General features: G+C 62.0%; 20 protein-coding genes. 11 read left to right on the plus strand and 9 right to left on the minus strand.

From position 1 onward, the window contains the following. Nucleotides 1–100 precede the first annotated feature (100 nt). The 4 genes from ACSFE6_RS25980 to pedF are packed head-to-tail and all read right to left on the minus strand — an operon-like array spanning nucleotide 101 to nucleotide 3,177. Nucleotides 101–1,036 carry a quinoprotein relay system zinc metallohydrolase 1 gene (locus tag ACSFE6_RS25980; protein WP_435430267.1) on the minus strand — a complete coding sequence of 312 codons (936 nt, stop codon included), beginning with the start codon at nucleotides 1,034–1,036 and terminating at the stop codon, nucleotides 101–103. 28 nt (nucleotides 1,037–1,064) lie between these two features. Further along, nucleotides 1,065–1,826, minus strand: a complete 762-nt coding sequence (locus ACSFE6_RS25985; protein ID WP_435430268.1) for a quinoprotein dehydrogenase-associated SoxYZ-like carrier — start codon at nucleotides 1,824–1,826, stop codon at nucleotides 1,065–1,067. Nucleotides 1,827–1,835: 9 nt separating this feature from the next. Beyond that, complete coding sequence (locus ACSFE6_RS25990) at nucleotides 1,836–2,711, minus strand: substrate-binding periplasmic protein (protein ID WP_435430269.1); 876 nt, start codon at nucleotides 2,709–2,711, stop codon at nucleotides 1,836–1,838. 4 nt (nucleotides 2,712–2,715) lie between these two features. Then, nucleotides 2,716–3,177, minus strand: coding sequence for a cytochrome c-550 PedF (gene pedF, locus ACSFE6_RS25995; RefSeq protein WP_435430270.1), 462 nt, complete (start codon nucleotides 3,175–3,177; stop codon nucleotides 2,716–2,718). Nucleotides 3,178–3,403: 226 nt separating this feature from the next. Between pedF and ACSFE6_RS26000 the strand changes: the two genes are divergently transcribed. The 6 genes from ACSFE6_RS26000 to ACSFE6_RS26025 all read left to right on the plus strand — a co-directional run bounded on the left by ACSFE6_RS26000 (nucleotide 3,404) and on the right by ACSFE6_RS26025 (nucleotide 8,600). Further along, complete coding sequence (locus ACSFE6_RS26000) at nucleotides 3,404–4,588, plus strand: ABC transporter substrate-binding protein (protein ID WP_435430271.1); 1,185 nt, start codon at nucleotides 3,404–3,406, stop codon at nucleotides 4,586–4,588. Between the two features lie 29 nt (nucleotides 4,589–4,617). Next, a complete protein-coding gene (locus ACSFE6_RS26005) occupies nucleotides 4,618–5,577 on the plus strand; it encodes a YVTN family beta-propeller repeat protein (protein ID WP_435430272.1) in 960 nt (319 codons plus the stop codon). Continuing rightward, a complete protein-coding gene (locus tag ACSFE6_RS26010; RefSeq protein WP_435430273.1) occupies nucleotides 5,574–6,305 on the plus strand; it encodes an ABC transporter ATP-binding protein in 732 nt (243 codons plus the stop codon). The genes ACSFE6_RS26005 and ACSFE6_RS26010 overlap by 4 nt, the downstream gene beginning before the upstream one ends. Continuing rightward, entirely contained in the window at nucleotides 6,302–7,093 is a 792-nt protein-coding gene (locus ACSFE6_RS26015) for an ABC transporter permease (protein ID WP_435430274.1), read from the plus strand. The genes ACSFE6_RS26010 and ACSFE6_RS26015 overlap by 4 nt, the downstream gene beginning before the upstream one ends. A gap of 227 nt (nucleotides 7,094–7,320) precedes the next feature. Beyond that, nucleotides 7,321–7,878 (plus strand): PQQ-dependent catabolism-associated CXXCW motif protein, encoded by a 558-nt coding sequence (locus tag ACSFE6_RS26020; RefSeq protein WP_435430275.1) that lies wholly within the window; start codon nucleotides 7,321–7,323, stop codon nucleotides 7,876–7,878. A gap of 56 nt (nucleotides 7,879–7,934) precedes the next feature. Beyond that, nucleotides 7,935–8,600 (plus strand): response regulator, encoded by a 666-nt coding sequence (locus ACSFE6_RS26025; protein ID WP_435430276.1) that lies wholly within the window; start codon nucleotides 7,935–7,937, stop codon nucleotides 8,598–8,600. 122 nt (nucleotides 8,601–8,722) lie between these two features. Here ACSFE6_RS26025 and nahK read toward each other — a convergent pair whose 3' ends face one another. From nahK to ACSFE6_RS26045, 4 genes are all read right to left on the minus strand, one after another. Then, nucleotides 8,723–11,317, minus strand: coding sequence for a hybrid sensor histidine kinase/response regulator NahK/ErcS' (nahK, locus tag ACSFE6_RS26030; protein WP_435430286.1), 2,595 nt, complete (start codon nucleotides 11,315–11,317; stop codon nucleotides 8,723–8,725). Next, nucleotides 11,286–12,449 carry a nitric oxide-sensing protein NosP gene (gene nosP, locus ACSFE6_RS26035; protein ID WP_435430277.1) on the minus strand — a complete coding sequence of 388 codons (1,164 nt, stop codon included), beginning with the start codon at nucleotides 12,447–12,449 and terminating at the stop codon, nucleotides 11,286–11,288. Before nosP ends, nahK begins: the two co-directional genes overlap by 32 nt. Nucleotides 12,450–12,698: 249 nt before the next feature. Continuing rightward, nucleotides 12,699–13,883, minus strand: coding sequence for a porin (locus ACSFE6_RS26040; protein ID WP_435430278.1), 1,185 nt, complete (start codon nucleotides 13,881–13,883; stop codon nucleotides 12,699–12,701). Between the two features lie 308 nt (nucleotides 13,884–14,191). After that, the gene (locus tag ACSFE6_RS26045) at nucleotides 14,192–14,998 is read right to left on the minus strand and encodes a sulfite exporter TauE/SafE family protein (RefSeq protein WP_435430279.1); all 807 of its coding nucleotides are present in this window, start codon (nucleotides 14,996–14,998) and stop codon (nucleotides 14,192–14,194) included. A 162-nt stretch (nucleotides 14,999–15,160) separates the two neighbouring features. Here ACSFE6_RS26045 and ACSFE6_RS26050 point away from each other — a divergent pair, with 162 nt between their 5' ends. After that, complete coding sequence (locus tag ACSFE6_RS26050; RefSeq protein ID WP_435430280.1) at nucleotides 15,161–16,024, plus strand: MBL fold metallo-hydrolase; 864 nt, start codon at nucleotides 15,161–15,163, stop codon at nucleotides 16,022–16,024. A gap of 118 nt (nucleotides 16,025–16,142) precedes the next feature. On the opposite strand, the gene bkdR is transcribed toward ACSFE6_RS26050, so the two are convergent. Continuing rightward, the gene (bkdR, locus tag ACSFE6_RS26055; protein ID WP_435430281.1) at nucleotides 16,143–16,631 is read right to left on the minus strand and encodes a Bkd operon transcriptional regulator BkdR; all 489 of its coding nucleotides are present in this window, start codon (nucleotides 16,629–16,631) and stop codon (nucleotides 16,143–16,145) included. A gap of 185 nt (nucleotides 16,632–16,816) precedes the next feature. Between bkdR and ACSFE6_RS26060 the strand changes: the two genes are divergently transcribed. The 4 genes from ACSFE6_RS26060 to lpdA are packed head-to-tail and all read left to right on the plus strand — an operon-like array spanning nucleotide 16,817 to nucleotide 21,779. Continuing rightward, nucleotides 16,817–18,052: a 3-methyl-2-oxobutanoate dehydrogenase (2-methylpropanoyl-transferring) subunit alpha gene (locus ACSFE6_RS26060; RefSeq protein WP_435430282.1), complete on the plus strand. Its 1,236-nt coding sequence runs from the start codon at nucleotides 16,817–16,819 to the stop codon at nucleotides 18,050–18,052. A gap of 1 nt (nucleotide 18,053) precedes the next feature. Then, nucleotides 18,054–19,112: an alpha-ketoacid dehydrogenase subunit beta gene (locus tag ACSFE6_RS26065; RefSeq protein WP_435430283.1), complete on the plus strand. Its 1,059-nt coding sequence runs from the start codon at nucleotides 18,054–18,056 to the stop codon at nucleotides 19,110–19,112. Further along, nucleotides 19,113–20,393, plus strand: coding sequence for a dihydrolipoamide acetyltransferase family protein (locus ACSFE6_RS26070; RefSeq protein ID WP_435430284.1), 1,281 nt, complete (start codon nucleotides 19,113–19,115; stop codon nucleotides 20,391–20,393). A gap of 3 nt (nucleotides 20,394–20,396) precedes the next feature. After that, nucleotides 20,397–21,779: a dihydrolipoyl dehydrogenase gene (gene lpdA, locus ACSFE6_RS26075; protein ID WP_435430285.1), complete on the plus strand. Its 1,383-nt coding sequence runs from the start codon at nucleotides 20,397–20,399 to the stop codon at nucleotides 21,777–21,779. The last annotated feature ends 69 nt before the right edge of the window (nucleotides 21,780–21,848 follow it).

Here is a 21,848-nt window from a genome sequence, read left to right on the forward strand (position 1 = left end):
CCCCCCCCCCCCCCCCCCCCCCCCCCCCCCCCCCCCCCCCCCCCCCCCCCCCCCCCCCCCCCCCCCCCCCCCCCCCCCCCACAGGGGGATTGGGGGTGAGTCAGTGGTTTGCGCTATCCACCCGCGTCATCTGCGCCCGCTCATATCCGGGATACAAATGGCTCACGCTGCGAATCAGCTCATAGCGACTCAGACTGATCCCGGCGAATCGCTCGGGGATGGGACTGCGGATCATCTCGGCCATGTCGCTGCCATTGGCCGCGCCCTCGTGCATGAGCTGGTCGAGCCACCCCAGGTAATCGCGCATCTGCACCAAGGGCTGCGGGTCGCTTGCGATGGGCCCGTGGCCGGGCACGATCAGCGTCCAGGGCAATCCCTGCAAGGTCGCGATATCCGCCAGCCACACCGACAGCCCCGGACTGTTGGGCGTGGTCAGGGCCCGTTGATAAAACACCAGGTCCCCGGCGAACAGCACGCCGGTTTGCTGGTCGAGAATAGCCAGATCCGCACCCGTATGCCCACCCAGACCTATCAGGCGCAGATCGTGATTCCCAAAACTTTTCACCCCGGGGGCCAGGGTTTCGCTCGGCATCAGCACTTCGGTGCCGCGCATCCAGTCCCCCACCAGCCGGTACATGTTTTCGGCCATGGCATCGCCCTGCTGTTGCAGCAATTGGGCAGTACCTGCCAGTGCGCCAATCGGCACATCGCTGAACGCCTGGTTGCCCAGCACATGGTCGGGGTGATGGTGAGTCAGCAACACCTGGATCACCGGTTTGTCGGTGGTGGCTGCAATCGCCCGACGCATCGCTTCGCCATAACGCTTCGATGGCCCGGTATCGATCACCACCACGCCGCGCTCGGTGACGATGAACGCGGTATTGACGATATTGCCGCCATTGTCCTTGCCGAAATTATCGGTACTGCCTTCCAGCAACCAGGTGTCTTCGGCGATCTGCCTGGGCCTGAGCGAGTACTCGAGGTCGGCCATGGCCGGCAGGCCGAGGGCGACGAACAACAGCAGCATCCAGCGCATGTCAGGCTCCTGTTTCAGGAAATGGGGTTCAGGGAATGGCCGCATCGAATTGATTGCCGCTGTTATCGCGCAACAACAGGCGCGTCTGCCCTGCCCCCTCGAGATCAAAGGCCAGGCTGGGGTTTTCGCTGACGGCGGGGAACAGTTCGAGGCGGGCCAACAGTTGATCGTGTTGATCGCGCAGCTCGGCATGATTGATGAAGAACTCCGGAATGCCACTGACCATGCCGTTGTCCATCGGATGCGCCACCTGCAAGCGCAGGCGACTGAAGTCCTGGCGCGGATAACGGCCGCCCAGCACCTCACCCATGCGCTCTTCCCAACCCGGCTGGGTACGGACCACGCTCGGCGCGGTGCAGCCGCCGCCGGCGGCATCGATCAGGGTCGAACCGACATGCCACAGCCCATCACGGGTCAGCACTGCCGCGCGCAAGGGTGTGGCCTGCTCGACACGGATGCGGATCGACAACCACGGCAACACACCGGCCACGGGTTCGAAATCGACGATTTTCGGCAAGGGGTTGAGTTCCGCCCAGGCGAGGATTCTCACCACGTCGCCCTTGAACGCCCGGGCGTCGATCTCCAGCGGCACTTGCCGCGCGTCCTCGGCGAACGGCGGCGCTAGCAGCTTGACCCGTTCATCGAACACGAAGGGCCCATCGCCAAGCATTTGCTTGTGGTAGAACCCCCACATCACCGACGGCACCGGATCCTTGCCGGGATCGGCAGCGGCGGCATGGACCGCCAGTATCAAGCAGCAGACCAACAGACAACTCCTTTGCCATTTCATCGCCTGCTCCTATTGATACATTTCGGGCACGTCGTAACGCAGGCCGTAATGGCCGTAGATGGACTTAACCGATCCGTCACGGATCAGCCCTTCCAGTGCCTCCTCCACGGCATAGGCCAGTTGCCGGTTGCTCTCGTGCACCGCCATGCCGATTTCCCAGAGCTGCTTGCCCATGTTCGGGTAAGCGTTCTCCGCCAGGGCCAGTTGTGGGTCGGCGGCTTCATGCACCTGCCAGTCGATCTCGCCGCGCATGGCCATGACCGCGTCGACTTCGCCGGCCTTCATCGCGGCAAATGCCTGGGATACGCCTGGATAGTGATGGGTCTTGCCGGCGAGCATGCCGTTGAACACCGAAGTCATATAGAACGACGGCACGCTGTCGACCTCAACACCGATCGGGTGCTGCTCGAACACCGCGACGCTGGCGACCTTATCCAGTCGACGCCGGTCATAGGCAACTTGCCATTGCTCGTTCTGGTACGGGCCGAACATCACCACATGGCCGTTTTCCAGTTCACCGAATTCGTTGCGCTTTTGCGCGTAATCGCGGTCGTAGGGCACGCGCATCATCAGGTCGGCCAGTTGCTGGTTGTGCAAGGCACTGGCGCGCCAGATGTAATCGCGCAGGTCGTCGTCGAGCTTTTCACCGGGCGGCGCCCAGATCAGCGTCAGGCGTACGCCCAGCGCCTTGGCCAGGGCCTCGGCCAACTCCACATCGACACCCCGGGGCTGGCCGGCCTGCTCGAAACTGTAGGGGGCGAAGTCCTTGTAGACCGCCACCTTCAGCTCCCCGGCGGCGATCATCTCGTCGTAGTTGCGCACCTGCGCCTGCACCGACTGACAGCACAGCCACATCGCGCCGAGCAACATCGCAAGCAGGCGCATGGCGTCACTCCTCGACGTGCACGGTGTCCAGATAAGTGCGAACCGCCCACAGGGCCTCCTGACTCAAGTAGTCGGCCATTTTCGGCATGTACACCCGACCGTCGCGCACCGCGCCATTGCGTACCCGCTCGACGAACCATTCATCGCCCGCATCACCGGCATCAAGCATGCGCAGGTCGGGGGCGATACCGCCGGACTTGGCCTCCAGGCCATGACAGGCCGCGCAGTTCTGGTTGTAGGCAGATGCGCCGATCTCCACCGCCTTGTCGTGTTCCGCCGCCGTGCGATAAGGGTTCACCGCGGCCCAGCCATCGGCATCGAGTTGCACACCAGCCTCCTTGATCGGGGTCAGGCCCTGGGTGGCGACGGCCTGCGGCACCACATTGCCGTGGGCCCAGGCGGAACCCGCACTGATGAGACCGGCCAACAGTCCGGTGACGAGCAAGGCGTTGCGTTTTGTTGTCATTGTTATGCCCTCAGGATTGCACGCATAACCTCTTGGCAGAGGCGATGGTGCTCATCTTAAAAATCCCGGCACACAATCCCCATGCTGCTTTGGTGGTCGCGGCCTCCTCCCTTGGTCGTAAAGCTTGTGGCGGGTACTACCTTGGTACTGGCTGGACGGTACTTTCTGCATATTTTCACGACTGCGTGGCCTTCCTATGCTGGCGCTACCTGTAATGGAGTGCCCTATGCGCCAGCTTGCCCCTTACGCCCTGATCTACCTGTTGGCGATTGCCTGCGCCGCCGGGCTGGCGACCCAAAGCCAGGCTGCGGACGCGCCCTTGCAGGTACGGATCGGCTACCTGGGCTATCGCCCCGACCCCGGCCCGCTGCTGTCCAACGTCATTCCCGAACCCACCGACGCCGGCCTGCGCGGCGCTGAACTGGCGATCACTGACAGCAACAGCACCGGGCGCTTTCTCAATCACAGCTACAGCCTGATCAGCGCCAGTGTCGACAGTCCCGAGGCCTTGCTGGATGCGGCGAAAAACCAGCATGAACAAGGCTTGCGCCTGTTTGTGGTAAACGCGCCGGTGGACAGCCTGCGCCAACTCAGTGCCGCATTGCCCGACAGCCTGCTGTTCAATGCCGGCAGTCCCGACGACAGCCTGCGCACCACCGATTGCCTGCCGAACGTGCTGCACAGCCTGCCGAGCCGAGCGATGCTCGCCGATGCGCTGGCGCAATTCCTGGTGGTGCGCAAATGGCAGCGGACGCTTCTGATCGTTGGCCCCACGGCGGACGATCAGGCCTATGCCGCAGCCCTGCGCCGCGCGGCCAAGCGCTTCGGCCTGCAACTGGTGGCAGAGAAACCCTGGAGCTTCGATAACGATCAACGCCGCAGCGCCCAGGCCGACATGCCGCTGTTCACCCAAACTGCCGAATACGACGTGGTGCTGGTGGCGGACGAGCGTGGCGACTTCGGCGAATACGTGCCCTACCAGACCTGGTATCCGCGACCGGTCGCCGGCACCCAGGGCCTGACCCCGGTAGGCTGGCACAAGACCGTGGAAACCTACGGCGCCGCCCAGTTGCAAAAACGCTTCGAGGCCCTCGCCGGACGCTGGATGAATGACCGCGACTTCGCCGCATGGATCGCCGTGCGCAGCATCGCCAGCGCCGTGAGCAAGTTGCGCCAGACCGACCCGATGGCGATCCGCGCACTGGAAATCAGCGATCAATTGCCGCTGGACGGTTTCAAGGGACGCAAGCTCAGTTACCGCCCGTGGAATGGCCAGCTGCGCCAGCCGATCCCCATCGTGCAACCCCGGGCGCTGGTCAGCACTTCGCCCCAGGACGGTTTTTTGCACCCCTTCAACGAAATGGACAGCCTGGGTTACGACAAGCCCGAGGTCAGCTGCCGCTTTCCCTGAGCACAACAACGACAACAAGGAAAACTGCCATGCGCCGCACACTACTGACTTGCGCCCTGCTGCTGGCCGCCGGACACACCCTGGCCAGCACCGCCTGGGTTTCCAATGAAAAGGACAATAACCTGAGCCTGATCGACATGCAGACCCTGCAAGTCACCGACACCCTGCCGGTCGGCCAGCGCCCTCGCGGCCTGCTGCTGTCCCATGACAACAAGTTGCTGTACATCTGCGCCAGCGACTCGGACCGGGTCCAGGTGATGGACGTGGCCACACGCAAGATCATCAAAGAGCTGCCTTCGGGCAAAGACCCCGAGCAATTCGCCCTGCATCCCAATAACCGCTGGCTGTACGTCTCCAACGAGGACGACGCGCTGGTCACGGTGATCGACACCGAAACGTCCGGGGTCCTGGGCCAGATCAACGTCGGCGTCGAGCCCGAAGGCATGGCGGTCAGCCCCGACGGCAAGTGGGCAGTGAACACCAGTGAAACCACCAACATGCTGCACTGGATCGACACCAGCACCCAGACCCTGGCCGACAGCACGCTGGTGGACCAACGGCCGCGCTTCGTCGAATTCAGCAACGACGGCTCACAGCTTTGGGCCTCTGCGGAAATTGGCGGCACCGTGACGATTCTCGACGTCGCCAGCCGCAACATCCTCAAGACCCTGAACTTCCAGATCAAGGGTGTGCACCCGGACAAGGTGCAGCCGGTGGGCATCAAACTCAGCGCCGACGGCAAATACGCCTTCGTGGCCCTGGGCCCGGCCAATCACGTGGCGGTGATCGACGCCAAGACCTTCGAAATACTCGACTACCTGCTGGTGGGCCGCCGTGTCTGGCAACTGGCGTTCACCCCGGACCAAAAACAGTTGCTCGCCACCAATGGGGTCAGCGGCGATGTGTCGGTGATCGATGTCGACAGCCTCAAGGTCAGCAAGTCGGTGAAGGTCGGACGTTATCCATGGGGCGTGGTGGTGACGCCATGAAAGCCTTGGAAGTCAGCGACCTGAGTTTCTCCTATGGCGCCCGGGAGGCCTTGCGCCAGGTGAGTTTCAGCCTGGCACCCGGGCGTTTCGCCGCGTTGCTGGGGCCCAACGGCGCGGGTAAGTCAACGCTGATTGCCCTGCTGACCCGGCTCTATGATCTGCAGCACGGCGATATCCGGGTGGGTGGCTGTTCTTTACGCAAAGCGCCGCGCCCGGCGCTCAAACAGCTGGGCGTGGTGTTCCAGCAAAGCACCCTGGACCTGGACCTCAGCGTCGAGCAGAACCTGCGTTACCACGCCGCCCTGCATGGCTTGTCGCGACGTGAGACCGGCCTGCGCGTCGATGCCGAACTGGCCCGCCAGGGCCTGGACGAGCGTCGTGCCGAGCGCGTGCGCAACCTCAATGGCGGCCATCGCCGCAGGGTAGAAATCGCCCGGGCCCTGCTGCATCAACCGTGCCTGTTGTTGCTGGATGAAGCCAGTGCCGGCCTCGATCCGGCCGGTCGCCTGGCGCTCAACCGCCACATTCGCAGCCTGTGCCGCGAACAGCAGATCAGCGTGCTCTGGACCACCCATTTGCTTGATGAAGTGCAGCCCAGCGACGACTTGCTGATACTCCATCAGGGCCGGCTGGTCGCCAGCGGGCAGGCCGATGCGCTGAGCCTGGAACACGGCGGCGACCTCGATTCAGCGTTCACTCGCCTGACCACCACCGGAGCTGTACGATGAACGCTTACTGGCAATGTTTCAGCGGAATCGTCCTGCGCGAGTGGCTGCGCTTTGTGCTGCAACGCACACGGTTTCTCAGCGCCCTGGTGCGGCCGCTGCTGTGGCTGCTGGTGTTCGCCGCCGGTTTTCGCGCGGCACTGGGCATCGCCATCATCGAGCCCTACGACACCTACATTCCCTACGAGGTCTACATCATTCCGGGCCTGGCCTGCATGATCCTGCTGTTCAACGGCATGCAGGGTTCCCTGTCGATGGTCTATGACCGGGAAATGGGCAGCATGCGCGTGCTGCTGACCAGCCCCCTGCCCCGGACGTTTCTGCTATGCAGCAAGCTGCTGGCGACATCGCTGATCTCGTTGTTACAGGTGTATGCCTTCCTGGCGATTGCCTGGGTCTACGGCGTGCAGCCACCGGCCATGGGCCTGTTGCTGGCCCTGCCCGCCCTGTTGCTGGTGGCATTGATGCTCAGCGCCCTGGGGCTACTGCTGTCCAATGCCATCCGCCAGTTGGAGAACTTCGCCGGGGTGATGAATTTCGTGATCTTCCCGCTGTTCTTCTTGTCCTCGGCGCTGTATCCGCTGTGGAAAATGCGCGAGGCCAGCGAATGGTTGTATTGGCTTTGCGCGGTGAACCCGTTCAGCCATGCGGTGGAGCTGGTGAGATTCGCCTTGTATGAGCGATTCAATCCACTGGCGCTGGGTGTTTGTGCAGGATTAACCCTGACATTCACGTTGCTCGCCGTGCTGACCTTTAACCCGCAACATGCTGCGTTACGAAAATCCAGCTGACACCAGCAATGCCCTTGTGGGAGCGAGCCTGCTCGCGAAAGCGGTGAATCAGTCGATGTAAATGTTGACTGTCACACCGTCTTCGCGAGCAGGCTCGCTCCCACAGTGGTTCTTCATTGAACGGCGAAAAATTACTACTTTAGTACTGGTTCCACCTGCCTATCGTCGCATTCCCAACGCACCGCCACTGGCATGTAATGGGCGCATAACGATAAGGATCAATCCCCATGCCGCGTGCCCGACGTCGCCTGTTGCGTCCCACTCTCGCTGCGTTGTCGCTCAGCCTGTGGCTGGCTGGCGCACAGGCGCAAACGCCATTGTTTTCCCCCGATGGTTATCGCATCGACCTGTACCGCAGCCCGACGCCGGACGTCATGCAGGACGCGACCCTGATCGATACCCCCGTCCTGCAAACCCTGCTTGAACAAAACCCGCGCCCGGTGCTGATCGATGTCTATCGCCGCCAATGGCTGCAAGGTCGCTTCATCGAGGACCAGCCCCACGAAAACCTGCCCGGCAGCCATTGGCTGGCCAACACCGGCGACGGCGAGCTGACACCACAATGGCAGGACTACTTTGCGGGCAACCTGAAGAAGCTGACCGGCGGCGATCCGAGGCAACCGCTGGTCTTCTACTGCCGCGCCGACTGCTGGTTGAGCTGGAACGCGGTCAAGCGCGCCGCGCGCCTGGGCTATAAATCACTGTACTGGTACCGCGATGGCCTGGATGCCTGGCAAGCGGCCAAACTGCCGATGACCCTGGCCCAGCCCGAACCCTTTCCCTGAGCTTTACGCCTGCGCGTTGTTGCCACACCATAATCAAAATAATGAGGTGAAAGGCTATGTACAAAATCCTGATTGCCGACGATCACCCGCTGTTTCGCGAAGCCATACACAATGTCATCAGCGATGGTTTTGCCGGCAGCGAGGTCATGGAAACCGCCGACCTCGACAGCGCCCTGGCGCTGACCCAGGAACACGATGACCTGGACTTGATCCTCCTCGACCTGAACATGCCCGGCATGCACGGGCTCAATGGCCTGATCAACCTGCGTAACGAAGCACCGACCATTCCGGTGGTGATCGTCTCCGCCGAGCAAGACAAGCAGATCGTCCTGCAGGCCATCACTTACGGTGCAGTGGGTTTCATCACCAAGTCCTCGCCCCGCACGCAGATGACCGATGCGATCCAGCAGATCCTCAATGGCAACGTCTACCTGCCCCCTGACATCATCCGTACGGGCAACAGCAGTTCGCACCGGCGCATGAACGACACCCCGAGCATCCCGCCCGAACTGCTGCAGGCCCTGACCCGCAAGCAGTTACAGGTGCTGGAGCGGATGACCAAGGGCGAATCGAACAAACAGATTGCCTACACCCTGGAAATCGCCGAAACCACGGTCAAGGCCCACGTCTCGGCGATCCTGCGCAAGCTCAACGTGCACAACCGCGTACAGGCGATCCTGAGTGCCGGAGATATTGATTTCGGATCTTATTTGCGCCGCTGAAACAGGTAGACCGCGCCGCTCCCATCGCTGGCAAGCCAGCTCCCACTGGGGTTTGTGAACGGCACACATCCATTGTGGGAGCTGGCTTGCCAGCGATGAGGCCAGCACCGACACCTTAAAAATCAGGGTCTGGTGAGCAAGTGACTCATCGCCGTCTTGAGCTTCATCGGCCGCACGGGCTTGTGCATCAGGGTATGGCCCCGTTCGCGGATCTGCTGCTTGAGCTCGTTGCTGTAATTGGCGGTAATCATCATCACCGGAATGGCACAGGCCCGACGGGCATTGATCCGGGCCACGGCATCGACGCCGTTGCGGTCGTTGTCCAGATGGTAATCGGCAATCAGCAGGTCCGCCTCGGCATGGTAATTGTCCACCTGCCGCGCCAGGTCCTCCTCCGACAGCGCCGTCACCACCTCGCAGCCCCAGCCCTCCAGCAAGGTGCGCATGCCGGCGCAGATGGTCGCGTCGTTGTCCAGCACCCAGACCTTCGCACCGCGCAGCCGTTCGAGCATGGGCTCGGTCATCGACGGGCTTGGCAATGGCTTGGGGGCGGTGGCACTCAACGGCACTTCCACCGAGAACAACGAGCCTTTGCCCGGCCATGAACGCACCTGGATGCGGTGCCCGAGAATGCCGGCAATCTTCTCGACGATCGCCAGCCCCAGGCCCAGACCACGATCCTGGTCCGGACGCTGCACATCGCCACGCTTGAACTCCTGGAAAATTTCTTCCAGGCGATCCTCGGCGATGCCCATGCCGCTGTCCCAGACCTGAATCGACAGGCGCTGGCGATGCCGACGGCAACCCAGCACCACGCGGCCGCTGTAGGTGTAGCGAATGGCGTTGCTCAACAGGTTGCGCAGGATCCGCGCCAGTAACTGGATGTCGCTGCGCACCAGCGCCGAGCAGGCAATGAAATGCAGTTGCAAGCCTTCGCTGCGCGCCACTTCGGTGTACTCGGCGGCAAGGTTTTCCAGCAGTTCGCTCAAGGCGAACGGGGCAATATCGGCCTTGATCACTCCGGCGTCGAGTTTGGAAATATCCACCAGCGTACCCAGCAGGGTCTCCACGTCTTCCAGGGAATTGCTGACATTACGCACCAGGATGTCGTTGCAGATCGGCTCGCGACGCTCCAGCAAGGCGCTGGTGAACAGTCTCGCGGCGTTTAACGGCTGCAACAGGTCGTGACTGACAGCCGCGAGGAACTTGGTCTTCGACAGGTTGGCCTGTTCCGCTTCCCGCTTGGCCTCGCGCAAGCGTGACTCGACCCGGCGACGCTCGTCGATTTCGCGCAGCAGCTGGCCATTGAGGTCGGTCAGCTCGGCGGTGCGTTCGCGCACCCGCAATTCAAGGTTCTGATAGGCCTGGTGCAAGGCTTCGGCGGTGCGGCGGCGCTCGGTGATGTCGCGAATCAGCACGAAAATCCCCACCACCTCGCCGCTGGCCAGGCGGTTGGGCACGTAGGAACGCAACATATAGCGCTCCTGATTGTTGACGTTGGTCTCGGCAAACTCGAAGGTCACGCTCTCCCCGGCCAGCGCCCTGGCCACGTAGGCCTCCAGGCGCTGGTAGTGTTGTTCGCTGTGCACTTCGCGCAGGCTCTGGCCGAGCATCACCCCGCGCGGCCAGCAGTACCATTCTTCGTAGACCTTGTTGGTGAATTCGTAGACCAGATCGGCATTGAGGTAGGCGATCAACGCCGGCACATGGTCGGTGATCAGGCGAATCCAGCGTTCGCTTTCACTCAGGGCTTCGGCGTGCTGGTAGCGCTCGGTGATGTCGGTGAAGGTGTTGACGAAACCACCGGTGGGTAGCGGATGGGTACGGATCTCCAGAACCCGCCCATCATCCAGGCGCTGTTCGCATTCCTGTACCGGCCGGCCGTTGACACCACGGCTGGCCGGGGTCAGCAGGGTCAGCTCGCTGTCGGCGATCACTTCGGCAAACGGGCGATGGGCCGCCACTGGCGCCAGGCCACTGAGTTCGAGAAACCGCCCGTTCCACAGCTCCAGAATGCCCTCGGCGTTGACCATCGCCACGCCCTGGGACAGGTTGTCGACCGCCCGTTGCAACAGGTGCGACTTCTGCGCCAGTGCCTGCTCGCGGCGCACGGTTTCGCTGAGCTTGACGTCGGTAATGTCGGTGAACAGGATCACCCGCCCGCCTTCCTGGGTCGGCCGTTCGCTGACTTGCAGCCAGCGACCGTCCTGCAGGCGGTACAGCAGGTTTTCCTCGGCATGCCCGCGGGGTTCTTCGGCAAACATTCCGTTGTTGAGCATCAGGCGCTTGACCTCAACCAGACGCATGCCGGCGTGGATCCGCACCCGGCTGTTACTCCAGAACGCCTTGAAACGACTGTTGAACAGGACAATGCGCTGCTCTGCATCGAACAGCACGAAAGCATCGGAAATGCTTTCGATGGCGTCGATCAGGTGTTGATGGGCCGTTTCGGCGCGCAGGCGGGCTTCGCTGAGCAGATGGTTACCGGCCTTGAGTTCGGCCATCGCCTGGTTCAAGGCGTCGGTGCGCTCGCGCACCTGCTCGGCCAGCACCACCGAATGCTGGAAGGCCGCATAAGGATCGTTGCCACGGGTGACGCCGGACTCGATACGCTCGATCAGCGCTGCGTTGATGCGTTGCAGCTTTTGATTGTCATGTTGCAGGGCCGCGATCTGCGCCTGTAGCTCAGCGTTTTCCGAGGGACCGGCCCCGGGCAATGGCAACGCCGGTGAAGGTCTGGTTGATGTGCATGCCATTGAACTGTTCTCCGTAGGAGTTGAACCCCATGACCCGCTGCTCGCGCAAAAACGCCCCGACCTGCTCCAGGCTGCCGTGGTCTTCCAGTTCCAGGCGCCGCAGGAAACAGTCACAGCCGATGGTCAGCAACAAATCGCCGAGCCGCTCCTGCAAGCCATCGAACAGGCATTGCAGGTTCGGCAACAGCGGGCCCGGGGTCATGGCGGTGAGGACAATGCCGTTCTCCACTGCGCAGTAGAAACTCAGGCTCAGGTCCGGGTGAACCTGCTGGATGGCCCGCACGTAATACTGCTCGTTGATGCGCACGGCCAAGGGGTGCGCGGCGAAGATCCGGTGGTCGAGCTCGGCCACCGGCACACCGATGTGTCGGGCATACTCGGCGGCGGCCGGCTCGGCGTTGAGTTCGAAGACCCGTCGCGAGGCGCTGTCGGCCCCGGTAACCACCAGCTTCTGCGCCTGAGGTTGCAGGTGATGGGTGGTGAACACTTCGAAGTCCAGCCAGGTATTGACCAGCACCACCACCGCCGCGCCGCTGTGGAAACCGCCGTCGAAGTACACGTGAGTGTGGGTCAGGTAGTTGTCGTCCCCGGCCGAGCCGCCGAAATGCGGAATGGCGCCAAGCGCCGCGCTCAAGGCTGCCAAAACCATCTCTTCGCGGCTGGACAGGCCGTCGAGCAAGGTCAGGGCAAAGCTGTTGCCCTTGATCGGAGCCAGGGTGTTGCTGCGACAGCCGCCGACCAGACGCTCGACCATCTGCTGCGCGTCGATCAGGCTGAAGTGCTCCATTTCATCGATCAGTTCCAGGGCAATGGAAAAATGTCGATGATCGAAACCCATCGCCGTCACGCAATTGCGCCCATAGCCCAGCGGGGTGATTTCCCCGGCGCTGGTGCAACCGGCCAGGCGGATCCCACCGAAACCCTGCTGCAAGGCTTGGCCCAGCGCCGGCAAATCGTATTCGGCGGAACAGAAGAACAGCACGAAACCCAGATTCGGATGCAACAACTGGCGCGCCAGTTCCTGCGCCGCCTGCTGGGGATCGGTGGCCAGGGACATGGCGCTGACGACACCTTCGTTTTGGACCTGCTGCATCGCCACCCCCGCAGGTGCGTGTATATGAGGCACGAGTGTACGAAGGCTGTGGGTCGGGACGAATGCTACTTGGGTAGTGGTCAGGGGCTTCGAAGGGATGAGAGCCGGGCGATATCTGCAGAACAACTCATGTTCCCTTGTGGGAGCGAGCCTGCTCGCGAAGGTGTGTCAGCTACAACGATGTCGGCTGATACACCATCGCGAGCAGGCTCGCTCCTACAGTGGGTAGGTGTGATGCCGATTACCTTATTACCAGGTCAACACCGCCCCCACCGCGAACGTATCGGTGTCTTCGTTCTGGTCGCTGGTGTCGTGGCCGTTGATTTCGAACTGGTTGTACTCGGCCACCAGCTTGAGGTTGTCGTTGACGTCATGGAACAGCGCAATGCCCCGGGTTTCGTAGTCTGCACCGCTGCCCACCGCGCCGTTACCATCGTCTTTGGTCTTGCCGTAAGACAATGCCAGCCGGTTCTTGCCCAGTTTATAAGAGCCCTGCAACAGGTAGCCGTCACTGTCGACGTTACGCAGGGTCGGTTCACCGGCGTTGTTGGTGAAAAACGGGTTGATGCCCTTGGCCTGGAAACCGGAGCCGGTCAGGGACAAGCCCCCCATTTTTGCCTGCACGCCGTAACCGACGCCTTTGGACGTCACGGTATCGACGCTTGAATCGGTATTGTCCGACGTCTGGTAGCTGCCGTTGACCCAGCTGTAGATCTTCGCCCCGGCGACGTCGAACTGGTAGGTGATCTCGCTTTCGGTGCGCGGGTTCTCTTGATAGGCCTTACCGGTCGGGCTGCTGTCGTTGGTGTCCACCGGGTCCATGATTCCGACCGCCACGCGCAAGCCGTCCATTACCGGGGTGCGATAGGTGATCTGCGAGGTCGGAAATGGATACGGATAGCCAGTGCCAATGTTGCCGAACGACACCCCGCCACCATCCACCAGCCCCAGGGTGTCGCTCACCTGCCCATAACCGGCGAGCAGCTCATCGAGCAGGATGTTGGAACGGGCAAACAGGCCGAAGTCCTTGCCGATCAGCACTTCACCCCACTGCGGGTTAGCGACGGTGCCGTAGAACTGCCGCACATCGATGGCGGTGTCTGTGCCATTGGTTTCGCTGTCGTTGATCGTCACCCAGAACGAGGCGCGCGCACCGAGCTTGAGGTCGTCGACCTGCTTGCCCATGTTGAAGCCCAGGTAGTTGGGCAGAAAGCCCATTTTCACCCGTGACTGGCGTCGGTCGAACTGATCGCCGGCACGATCGACATCGCTGTTGACGTAGAAGGCATTGATGTAGCCGTCGGTGGAAAACGTGGTCTGGTCCTTGTCGTACAGCATGATTTCGGCCTCGGCCATGGAGCTCAAGCCAAGGGAGGACAGGCTGGCGACGAAGGCCGGCAGTAAACGATGCGTGAAGTTCTTATTGTTGTGCATGGCGCGCTCCGCGACTGGGGACGAGGTGTCGGAGGCGATTATCGAAAGCTGACAGGCGGCGCCATACGCTGCCTTGGGGGCGGTTTTCAGGTGCTTTGGAATGGCCGGTGATACGTGACAGTTACGGCGTAAGACCGCCCGACGGCAGGGCTCGCCACCAAGGGTGTAAGCCCGATGGCGGATGTCACTCCTGTAGGAGCGAGCTTGCTCGCGATGGACGACAACGATAACGCTGGGTACCTGGTGCCCCGCTGTGTTCTCGGGTGCATCGCGAGCAAGCTCGCTCCTACAGGAGGGCAAATATCCGGTTAGAGAGCGGCGTTCATCAGCATATAAGCGGCGACCACCAGGCAAACGCTGGCAAACCCCACCTGCAATGCCCGCGCCGGCACCCGTGCGCAGAGTTTGCGACCAACGATCATGCCGGCGATGCTGGAAGCAATGAAGGCCGCGCCGAGACCGTCGATGCGTACCCCGGCGTGAAAGGCGCCGATCACGCCGATGGCCGAGATCAGGCTGATCACCATCAGGGAGGTGGCGATTATGCCGCGCATCTGTACGTCGGTCAGTTGCTTGAACGCGGGTACGATCAGAAAGCCACCCCCCACGCCAAGCAACCCCGACACCACCCCGGTCACCGCACCGAGCGCCGCCAGGGTGGCGGTGCATTTGGCGGTCCAGGAAAAGCGCCCGGTGTGCTGGTCAAGCATGCAGTTTTTCTGGCCCCAGTTGGCGTGGCCGTGATCACTCGGACCTTCGTCCTTGCGCTCACGGCGCAACATCCGCGCAGCCACCATGACCATCAGCAGGCTGAACAGGACCATCAGGATTTTTTCCGGCAACTGATGGGCGAAATAGATACCCACCGGCGAAAACACCGCGCCGAGCGCCGCGATCAACAACGCCGCGCGATAGCGCACCAGTCCATGCCGCAAACCATCAACCGCCCCCACTGCCGCTGCGCTGCCCACGGCAAACAGCGCAACGGGCGCCGCCGTGGTCATGCTCCAGCCCAACCCCAACACCAACGCGGGCACGGCTAGAATGCCGCCGCCGGCTCCGGTCAAACCGAGCACCAACCCCATGACCACACCAAAAAAACTCGCCAGCAACATAGAACGCTCGTAATCCGTGACAAAGGCCGGGAACGCCCGGTATCGATAAAGTGACAGGATAGAGCCCGCACGATTTTTTTCATCAACACATTTGACGCGGGACTGGTCAGCGCAGGGAAAATGACACTAACCTCATGGCGTATCCACACAGAAACCATTGCCATGCCCGCCCTGATTGAAGCCTTTTTCGACGACGCCTCCTCCACTTACAGCTACGTGATCTACGAAGCCGATGGCGGGCAGTGCGCAATCGTCGACCCGGTGCTCGACTACAACGCCCCCGCCGGGCGAACCACGACCGTGCAGGCCGACCGGATCATCGCCTTCGTGCGCGAACACCGGTTGCAGGTGCAATGGCTGCTGGAAACCCACGCCCACGCCGATCACCTCTCCGCCGCGCCCTATTTGCGCCGTGAGCTGGGCGGAAAAATCGCCATCGGCCAATCGATCTGCAAGGTGCAGAACGTGTTCAAGGCCCTGTTCAACCTTGAACCGGCGTTTTGCGTCGACGGTTCACAATTCGATCACCTGTTCGCCCCCGACGAGTCGTTCAACATCGGCAACCTCAAGGCCACGGCCCTGCATGTCCCCGGCCATACCCCGGCGGACATGGCGTACCTGATCGACGGTGATGTGATCCTGGTGGGCGATACGCTGTTCATGCCGGACGTGGGCACCGCGCGCTGCGACTTCCCCGGCGGCGACGCCCACCAAATGTTCACTTCGATCCAGAAATTGCTGGCCTTCCCCGCCAGCGTGCGCCTCTATGTCTGCCACGACTACCCACCCGAAGGCCGCGGACCGCGCTGCATGACCACGGTGGGCGAACAACGCAAAAGCAACATCCACGTGCGCGACGGCATCGACGAAGCAGCCTTTGTCGACATGCGCACCCGGCGCGATGCCGGGCTGGGCATGCCAACGCTGCTGCTGCCGGCGATTCAGGTCAATGTGCGGGCCGGGAATCTACCACCGGCGGAAGACAACGGCGTGACCTACCTCAAGATCCCCCTCAACAAATTTTAAATCTTGTAGGAGCGAGCATGCTCGCGATGGAGGACCAGACAACGCGGTCATACAGACAGCACGCATTATCGTTGACGTCCATCGCGAGCAGGCTCGCTCCTACAGGGTTCGGGGTATTTCAGAGATCCAGCGTCAAGCCATTGGCCGGCAACGGCAGCGCCGTTTTGTAGCGCACCTGCTTGAGCGCAAAGCTCGAACGGATATTGGCGACGCCGGGGACTTTGGTCAGGAAGTCCATCATGAAACGCTCCAGCGACTGGATGCTCGGCACCAGCACCCGGATCAGGTAGTCCGGGTCGCCCGCCATCAGGTAGCACTCCATCACTTCCGGGCGATCGGATATCGCCTCTTCGAAATGCTGCAATGCCCTCTCGACCTGCTTTTCCAGGCTGACGTGGATGAACACGTTGACGTGCAACCCCAGCAAGTCAGCGTCGAGCAACGTCACTTGCTCGCGAATCACCCCCAATTCCTCCATCGCCTTGACCCGGTTGAAGCACGGCGTCGGCGACAGGTTGACCGAGCGCGCCAGGTCAGCGTTGGTGATACGTGCGTTCTCCTGAAGGCTATTGAGAATGCCGATATCGGTACGGTCCAGTTTGCGCATGAGACAAAACCACCTGTTTATTATGTTTATGCAGATTTTTTATCTCTAAATAACCTTGAACGCAACGAAACAGAGAGAAATATTCTTCTTGGCCGGGCCTATGATTGTTGTAGGACAAGATTTCTTTTACCGAATGAAGTCTGTCAGCTCACTACAAGAAATTCACAAGATCGAGCGTAGAAGCCATGACCCAAGCGTATGAACCGCTGCGCCTGCACGTCCCGGAACCCTCGGGCCGTCCCGGCTGTAAAACCGACTTCTCCTACCTGCATCTGACCGACGCCGGCACGGTGCGCAAACCCCCAATCGACGTTGAACCTTCGGACACCGCTGACCTGGCTCGCGGCCTGATTCGCGTGCTCGACGATCAGGGCAACGCCCTGGGTCCATGGGCCGAAGGCGTGCCGGTCGAGATCCTGCGCAAAGGCATGCGTGCCATGCTCAAGACGCGGATCTACGACAACCGCATGGTGGTCGCCCAGCGTCAAAAAAAGATGTCGTTCTACATGCAGAGCCTCGGCGAAGAAGCCATTGGCAGCGCCCAGGCCCTGGCGTTGAACATCGACGACATGTGCTTCCCGACCTACCGCCAGCAAAGCATCCTGATGGCCCGCGAGGTACCGCTGGTCGACCTGATCTGCCAACTGCTGTCCAACGAGCGCGATCCGCTCAAGGGACGCCAGCTGCCGATCATGTACTCGGTCAAGGAAGCCGGCTTCTTCACCATTTCCGGCAACCTCGCCACCCAGTTCGTCCAAGCCGTCGGCTGGGGCATGGCTTCGGCGATCAAGGGTGACACCAAAATCGCCTCGGCGTGGATTGGCGACGGCGCCACCGCCGAATCGGACTTCCACACCGCCCTGACCTTCGCCCACGTCTACCGCGCGCCGGTGATCCTCAACGTGGTCAACAACCAGTGGGCCATCTCCACCTTCCAGGCGATTGCTGGTGGTGAAGCCACCACCTTCGCCGGCCGTGGCGTCGGTTGCGGTATTGCCTCCCTGCGGGTCGACGGTAACGACTTCTACGCGGTCTACGCCGCTTCCGCCTGGGCCGCCGAACGCGCCCGCCGTAATCTCGGCCCGACCATGATCGAATGGGTCACCTACCGCGCCGGTCCGCACTCGACGTCCGATGATCCGTCCAAATACCGTCCGGCCGACGACTGGAGTCACTTCCCGTTGGGCGATCCGATTGCGCGCCTCAAGCAGCACCTGATCAAGGTCGGCCACTGGTCCGAAGAGGAACACGCCGCCGTCAGCGCCGAGCTGGAGGCCGAAGTGATCGCCGCACAGAAGCAGGCCGAACAGTTCGGCACCCTCGCCGGTGGCCAGATTCCAAGCGCCGCAACCATGTTCGAAGACGTCTACAAAGAGATGCCGGAGCACTTGAAGCGCCAGCGCCAGCAGTTGGGGATCTGACATGAACGACCACAACAACAATATTCAGTTGGACACCGCCATGACCACGACCACCATGACCATGATCCAGGCCCTGCGCTCGGCCATGGATGTGATGCTTGAGCGTGACGACAACGTCGTGGTGTTCGGCCAGGACGTCGGCTACTTTGGCGGCGTGTTCCGCTGCACCGAAGGTCTGCAGACCAAATACGGCACCTCGCGGGTGTTCGACGCGCCGATCTCCGAAAGCGGCATCGTCGGCACCGCCGTGGGCATGGGCGCCTACGGCCTGCGCCCGGTGGTGGAGATCCAGTTCGCCGACTATGTGTACCCGGCCTACGACCAGATCATTTCCGAAGCCGCGCGCTTGCGTTATCGCTCCGCCGGCGAATTCACCGCACCGCTGACCCTGCGCATGCCTTGCGGCGGCGGCATCTACGGCGGTCAGACCCACAGCCAGAGCATCGAGGCTTTGTTCACCCAGGTCTGCGGCCTGCGCACCGTCATGCCGTCCAACCCTTACGACGCCAAGGGCCTGCTAATCGCCTCCATCGAAAACGATGACCCGGTGATCTTCCTCGAGCCAAAACGCTTGTACAACGGCCCGTTCGACGGCCACCACGAACGCCCGGTGACCCCATGGTCGAAACACCCCGCCGCACAGGTTCCGGACGGCTACTACACCGTACCGCTGGACGTGGCCGCCATTGCCCGCCCGGGCAAGGACGTCACCGTCCTGACCTACGGCACCACTGTCTACGTGTCCCAAGTCGCCGCTGAAGAAAGTGGTGTGGACGCCGAAGTCATCGACCTGCGCAGCCTGTGGCCGCTGGACCTGGAAACCATCACCAAGTCGGTGAAAAAAACCGGCCGCTGCGTGATCGTTCACGAAGCGACCCGTACCTGCGGCTTCGGCGCCGAACTGGCGGCGCTGGTGCAGGAACACTGCTTCCACCACCTGGAAGCGCCGATCGAACGCGTCACCGGCTGGGACACCCCCTACCCGCACGCGCAAGAGTGGGCGTATTTCCCAGGGCCGTCCCGTGTGGGCGCGGCGTTGAAAAAGGTCATGGAGGTCTGAATGGGCACGCACGTTATCAAGATGCCGGACATCGGCGAAGGCATCGCAGAAGTTGAATTGTCTCAGTGGCACGTGAAAGTCGGCGATATGGTCGTCGAAGATCAGGTGCTGGCCGATGTCATGACCGACAAGGCGATGGTGGATATTCCGTCACCAGTGCATGGCAAGGTCATTGCCCTTGGCGGACAGCCCGGCGAAGTCATGGCGGTCGGCAGTGTACTGATCAGCATTGAAGTCGAAGGTGCGGGCAACGTTAAGGAATCGGCGGCTCCAGCGCCGGCCGTTGTTAAAGAAGCTCCAGTAGTAGCCGCTCCAAAAGCGGAACCGATCGTGGAAAGCAAACCGGCGCCAGCAGCCCCGCGTCCGGCAGCCGTATGTCAGGGCCCGATGGTGGCTCGCCAGGCCGACGAACGTCCACTGGCCTCCCCGGCCGTGCGCAAACATGCGCTGGACCTGGGTATTCAACTGCGCCTGGTGCGCGGCACCGGACCGGCCGGTCGTGTGCTGCACGAAGACCTCGACGCCTATCTGGCCCAGGGTCAATCGAATGCATCGACCGTCAGCAGCGCCTACGCCCAGCGCAATGACGAAGAACAGATCCCGGTGATCGGCATGCGCCGCAAGATCGCCCAGCGCATGCAGGACGCCACGCAACGCGCCGCTCACTTCAGCTACGTCGAGGAAATCGACGTGACGGCCGTGGAGGAACTGCGTGCACATCTGAACGAAAAACACGGTGCGACCCGTGGCAAGCTGACCTTGCTGCCATTCCTGGTCCGCGCCATGGTCGTCGCCCTGCGCGACTTCCCGCAGATCAACGCCCGTTACGACGACGAAGCCCAGGTCATCACCCGCCTCGGCGCAGTGCATGTGGGCATCGCCACCCAGGCCGATATAGGCTTGATGGTGCCGGTGGTGCGTCATGCCGAAGCCCGTAGCCTGTGGGACAGCGCCGCCGAGATATCCCGTCTGGCCACGGCCGCGCGCAACGGCAAGGCCAGTCGTGAAGAACTGTCCGGTTCCTCCATCACCCTGACCAGCCTTGGCGCGCTGGGCGGCATTGTCAGCACTCCGGTGCTGAACCTGCCGGAAGTGGCGATCGTCGGCGTGAACAAGATCGTCGAACGGCCGATGGTGATCAAAGGCCAGATCGTGGTCCGCAAAATGATGAACCTCTCCAGCTCCTTCGATCACCGAGTGGTCGACGGCATGGACGCGGCGCTCTTCATCCAGGCCGTTCGCGGCCTGCTCGAACAACCCGCCACTTTGTTCATGGAGTAAGACATGCAGACTTTGAACACTACGCTGCTGATCATCGGTGGCGGTCCTGGCGGATATGTGACAGCGATTCGTGCCGGTCAGTTGGGCATTCCGACCATTCTGGTAGAAGGCGAATCCCTGGGTGGCACCTGCCTGAACATCGGCTGCATTCCGTCCAAGGCATTGATCCACGTCGCCGAACAGTTCCACCAGACGCGACACCACAACCAGCATTCGGCGTTGGGCATCAACGTGTCGGCGCCGACCCTGGATATCGGCAAGAGCGTCGAATGGAAGGACGGCATCGTTGATCGCCTGACGACCGGCGTCGCGGCCCTGCTGAAAAAGAACAAGGTCCAGGTCATTCAGGGCTGGGCCAATGTGGTTGACGGTAAAACCGTCGTCGTCGGCGACACCCGCATTATTTGCGAGCATCTGGTACTGGCCACCGGTTCCAAGAGCGTGAGCCTGCCAATGCTGCCGATTGGCGGGCCGATCATCTCCTCCACCGAAGCCCTGGCGCCGAAGTCCCTACCGAAACGGTTGATCGTGGTCGGTGGCGGCTACATCGGCCTGGAACTGGGGATTGCCTATCGCAAGCTCGGCGCCGACGTCAGCGTGGTCGAAGCCCAGGAGCGCATCCTGCCGGCCTACGACGGCGAATTGACTCAACCGGTACACGAAGAGTTGAAGAAGCTCGGCGTGAAACTTTACTTGAAACATAGCGTTCAAGGCTTTGATTCAAATACAAATACCTTGCAAGTCAGCACACCCGATGGTCACCTGCTGAACCTGGAAACCGATCAAGTGCTGGTGGCCGTGGGCCGCAAACCGAACACCCAGGGCTGGAACCTCGAAGCGTTGAACCTGGATATGAACGGTTCGTCGATCAAGATCGACGACCGCTGCCAGACCAGCATGCGCAACGTGTACGCCATTGGCGACCTCAGCGGCGAACCGATGCTCGCCCACCGGGCCATGGCCCAGGGCGAGATGGTGGCCGAACTGATCAGCGGTAAAAACCGCGAGTTCAACCCCACCGCCATCGCCGCCGTGTGCTTCACCGACCCGGAACTGGTGGTGGTCGGCAAGACCCCGGACGAGGTCAAGGCTGCGGATCTGGATTGCATCGTCGCCAGCTTCCCGTTCGCCGCCAATGGCCGGGCCATGACACTGGAATCGAAAAGCGGCTTCGTACGCGTGGTCGCCCGTCGCGACAATCATGTGATCGTCGGCTGGCAGGCGGTGGGCGTCGGGGTTTCCGAGTTGTCCACGGCCTTTGCGCAAAGCCTGGAAATGGGCGCGCGCCTGGAAGACATCGGCGGCACCATCCATGCCCATCCGACGCTCGGCGAGGCAGTGCAGGAAGCGGCGTTGCGCGCCTTGGGCCACGCGCTGCATCTCTGAGTTGTGGCGCTCCCATCGCGAGCAGGCTCGCTCCCACATTTGGAATGCATTCCCCTGTGGGAGCGAGCC

Origin of the sequence: Pseudomonas baetica (assembly GCF_051216495.1) — a bacterium.
Lineage (GTDB): Bacteria > Pseudomonadota > Gammaproteobacteria > Pseudomonadales > Pseudomonadaceae > Aquipseudomonas > Aquipseudomonas baetica_B.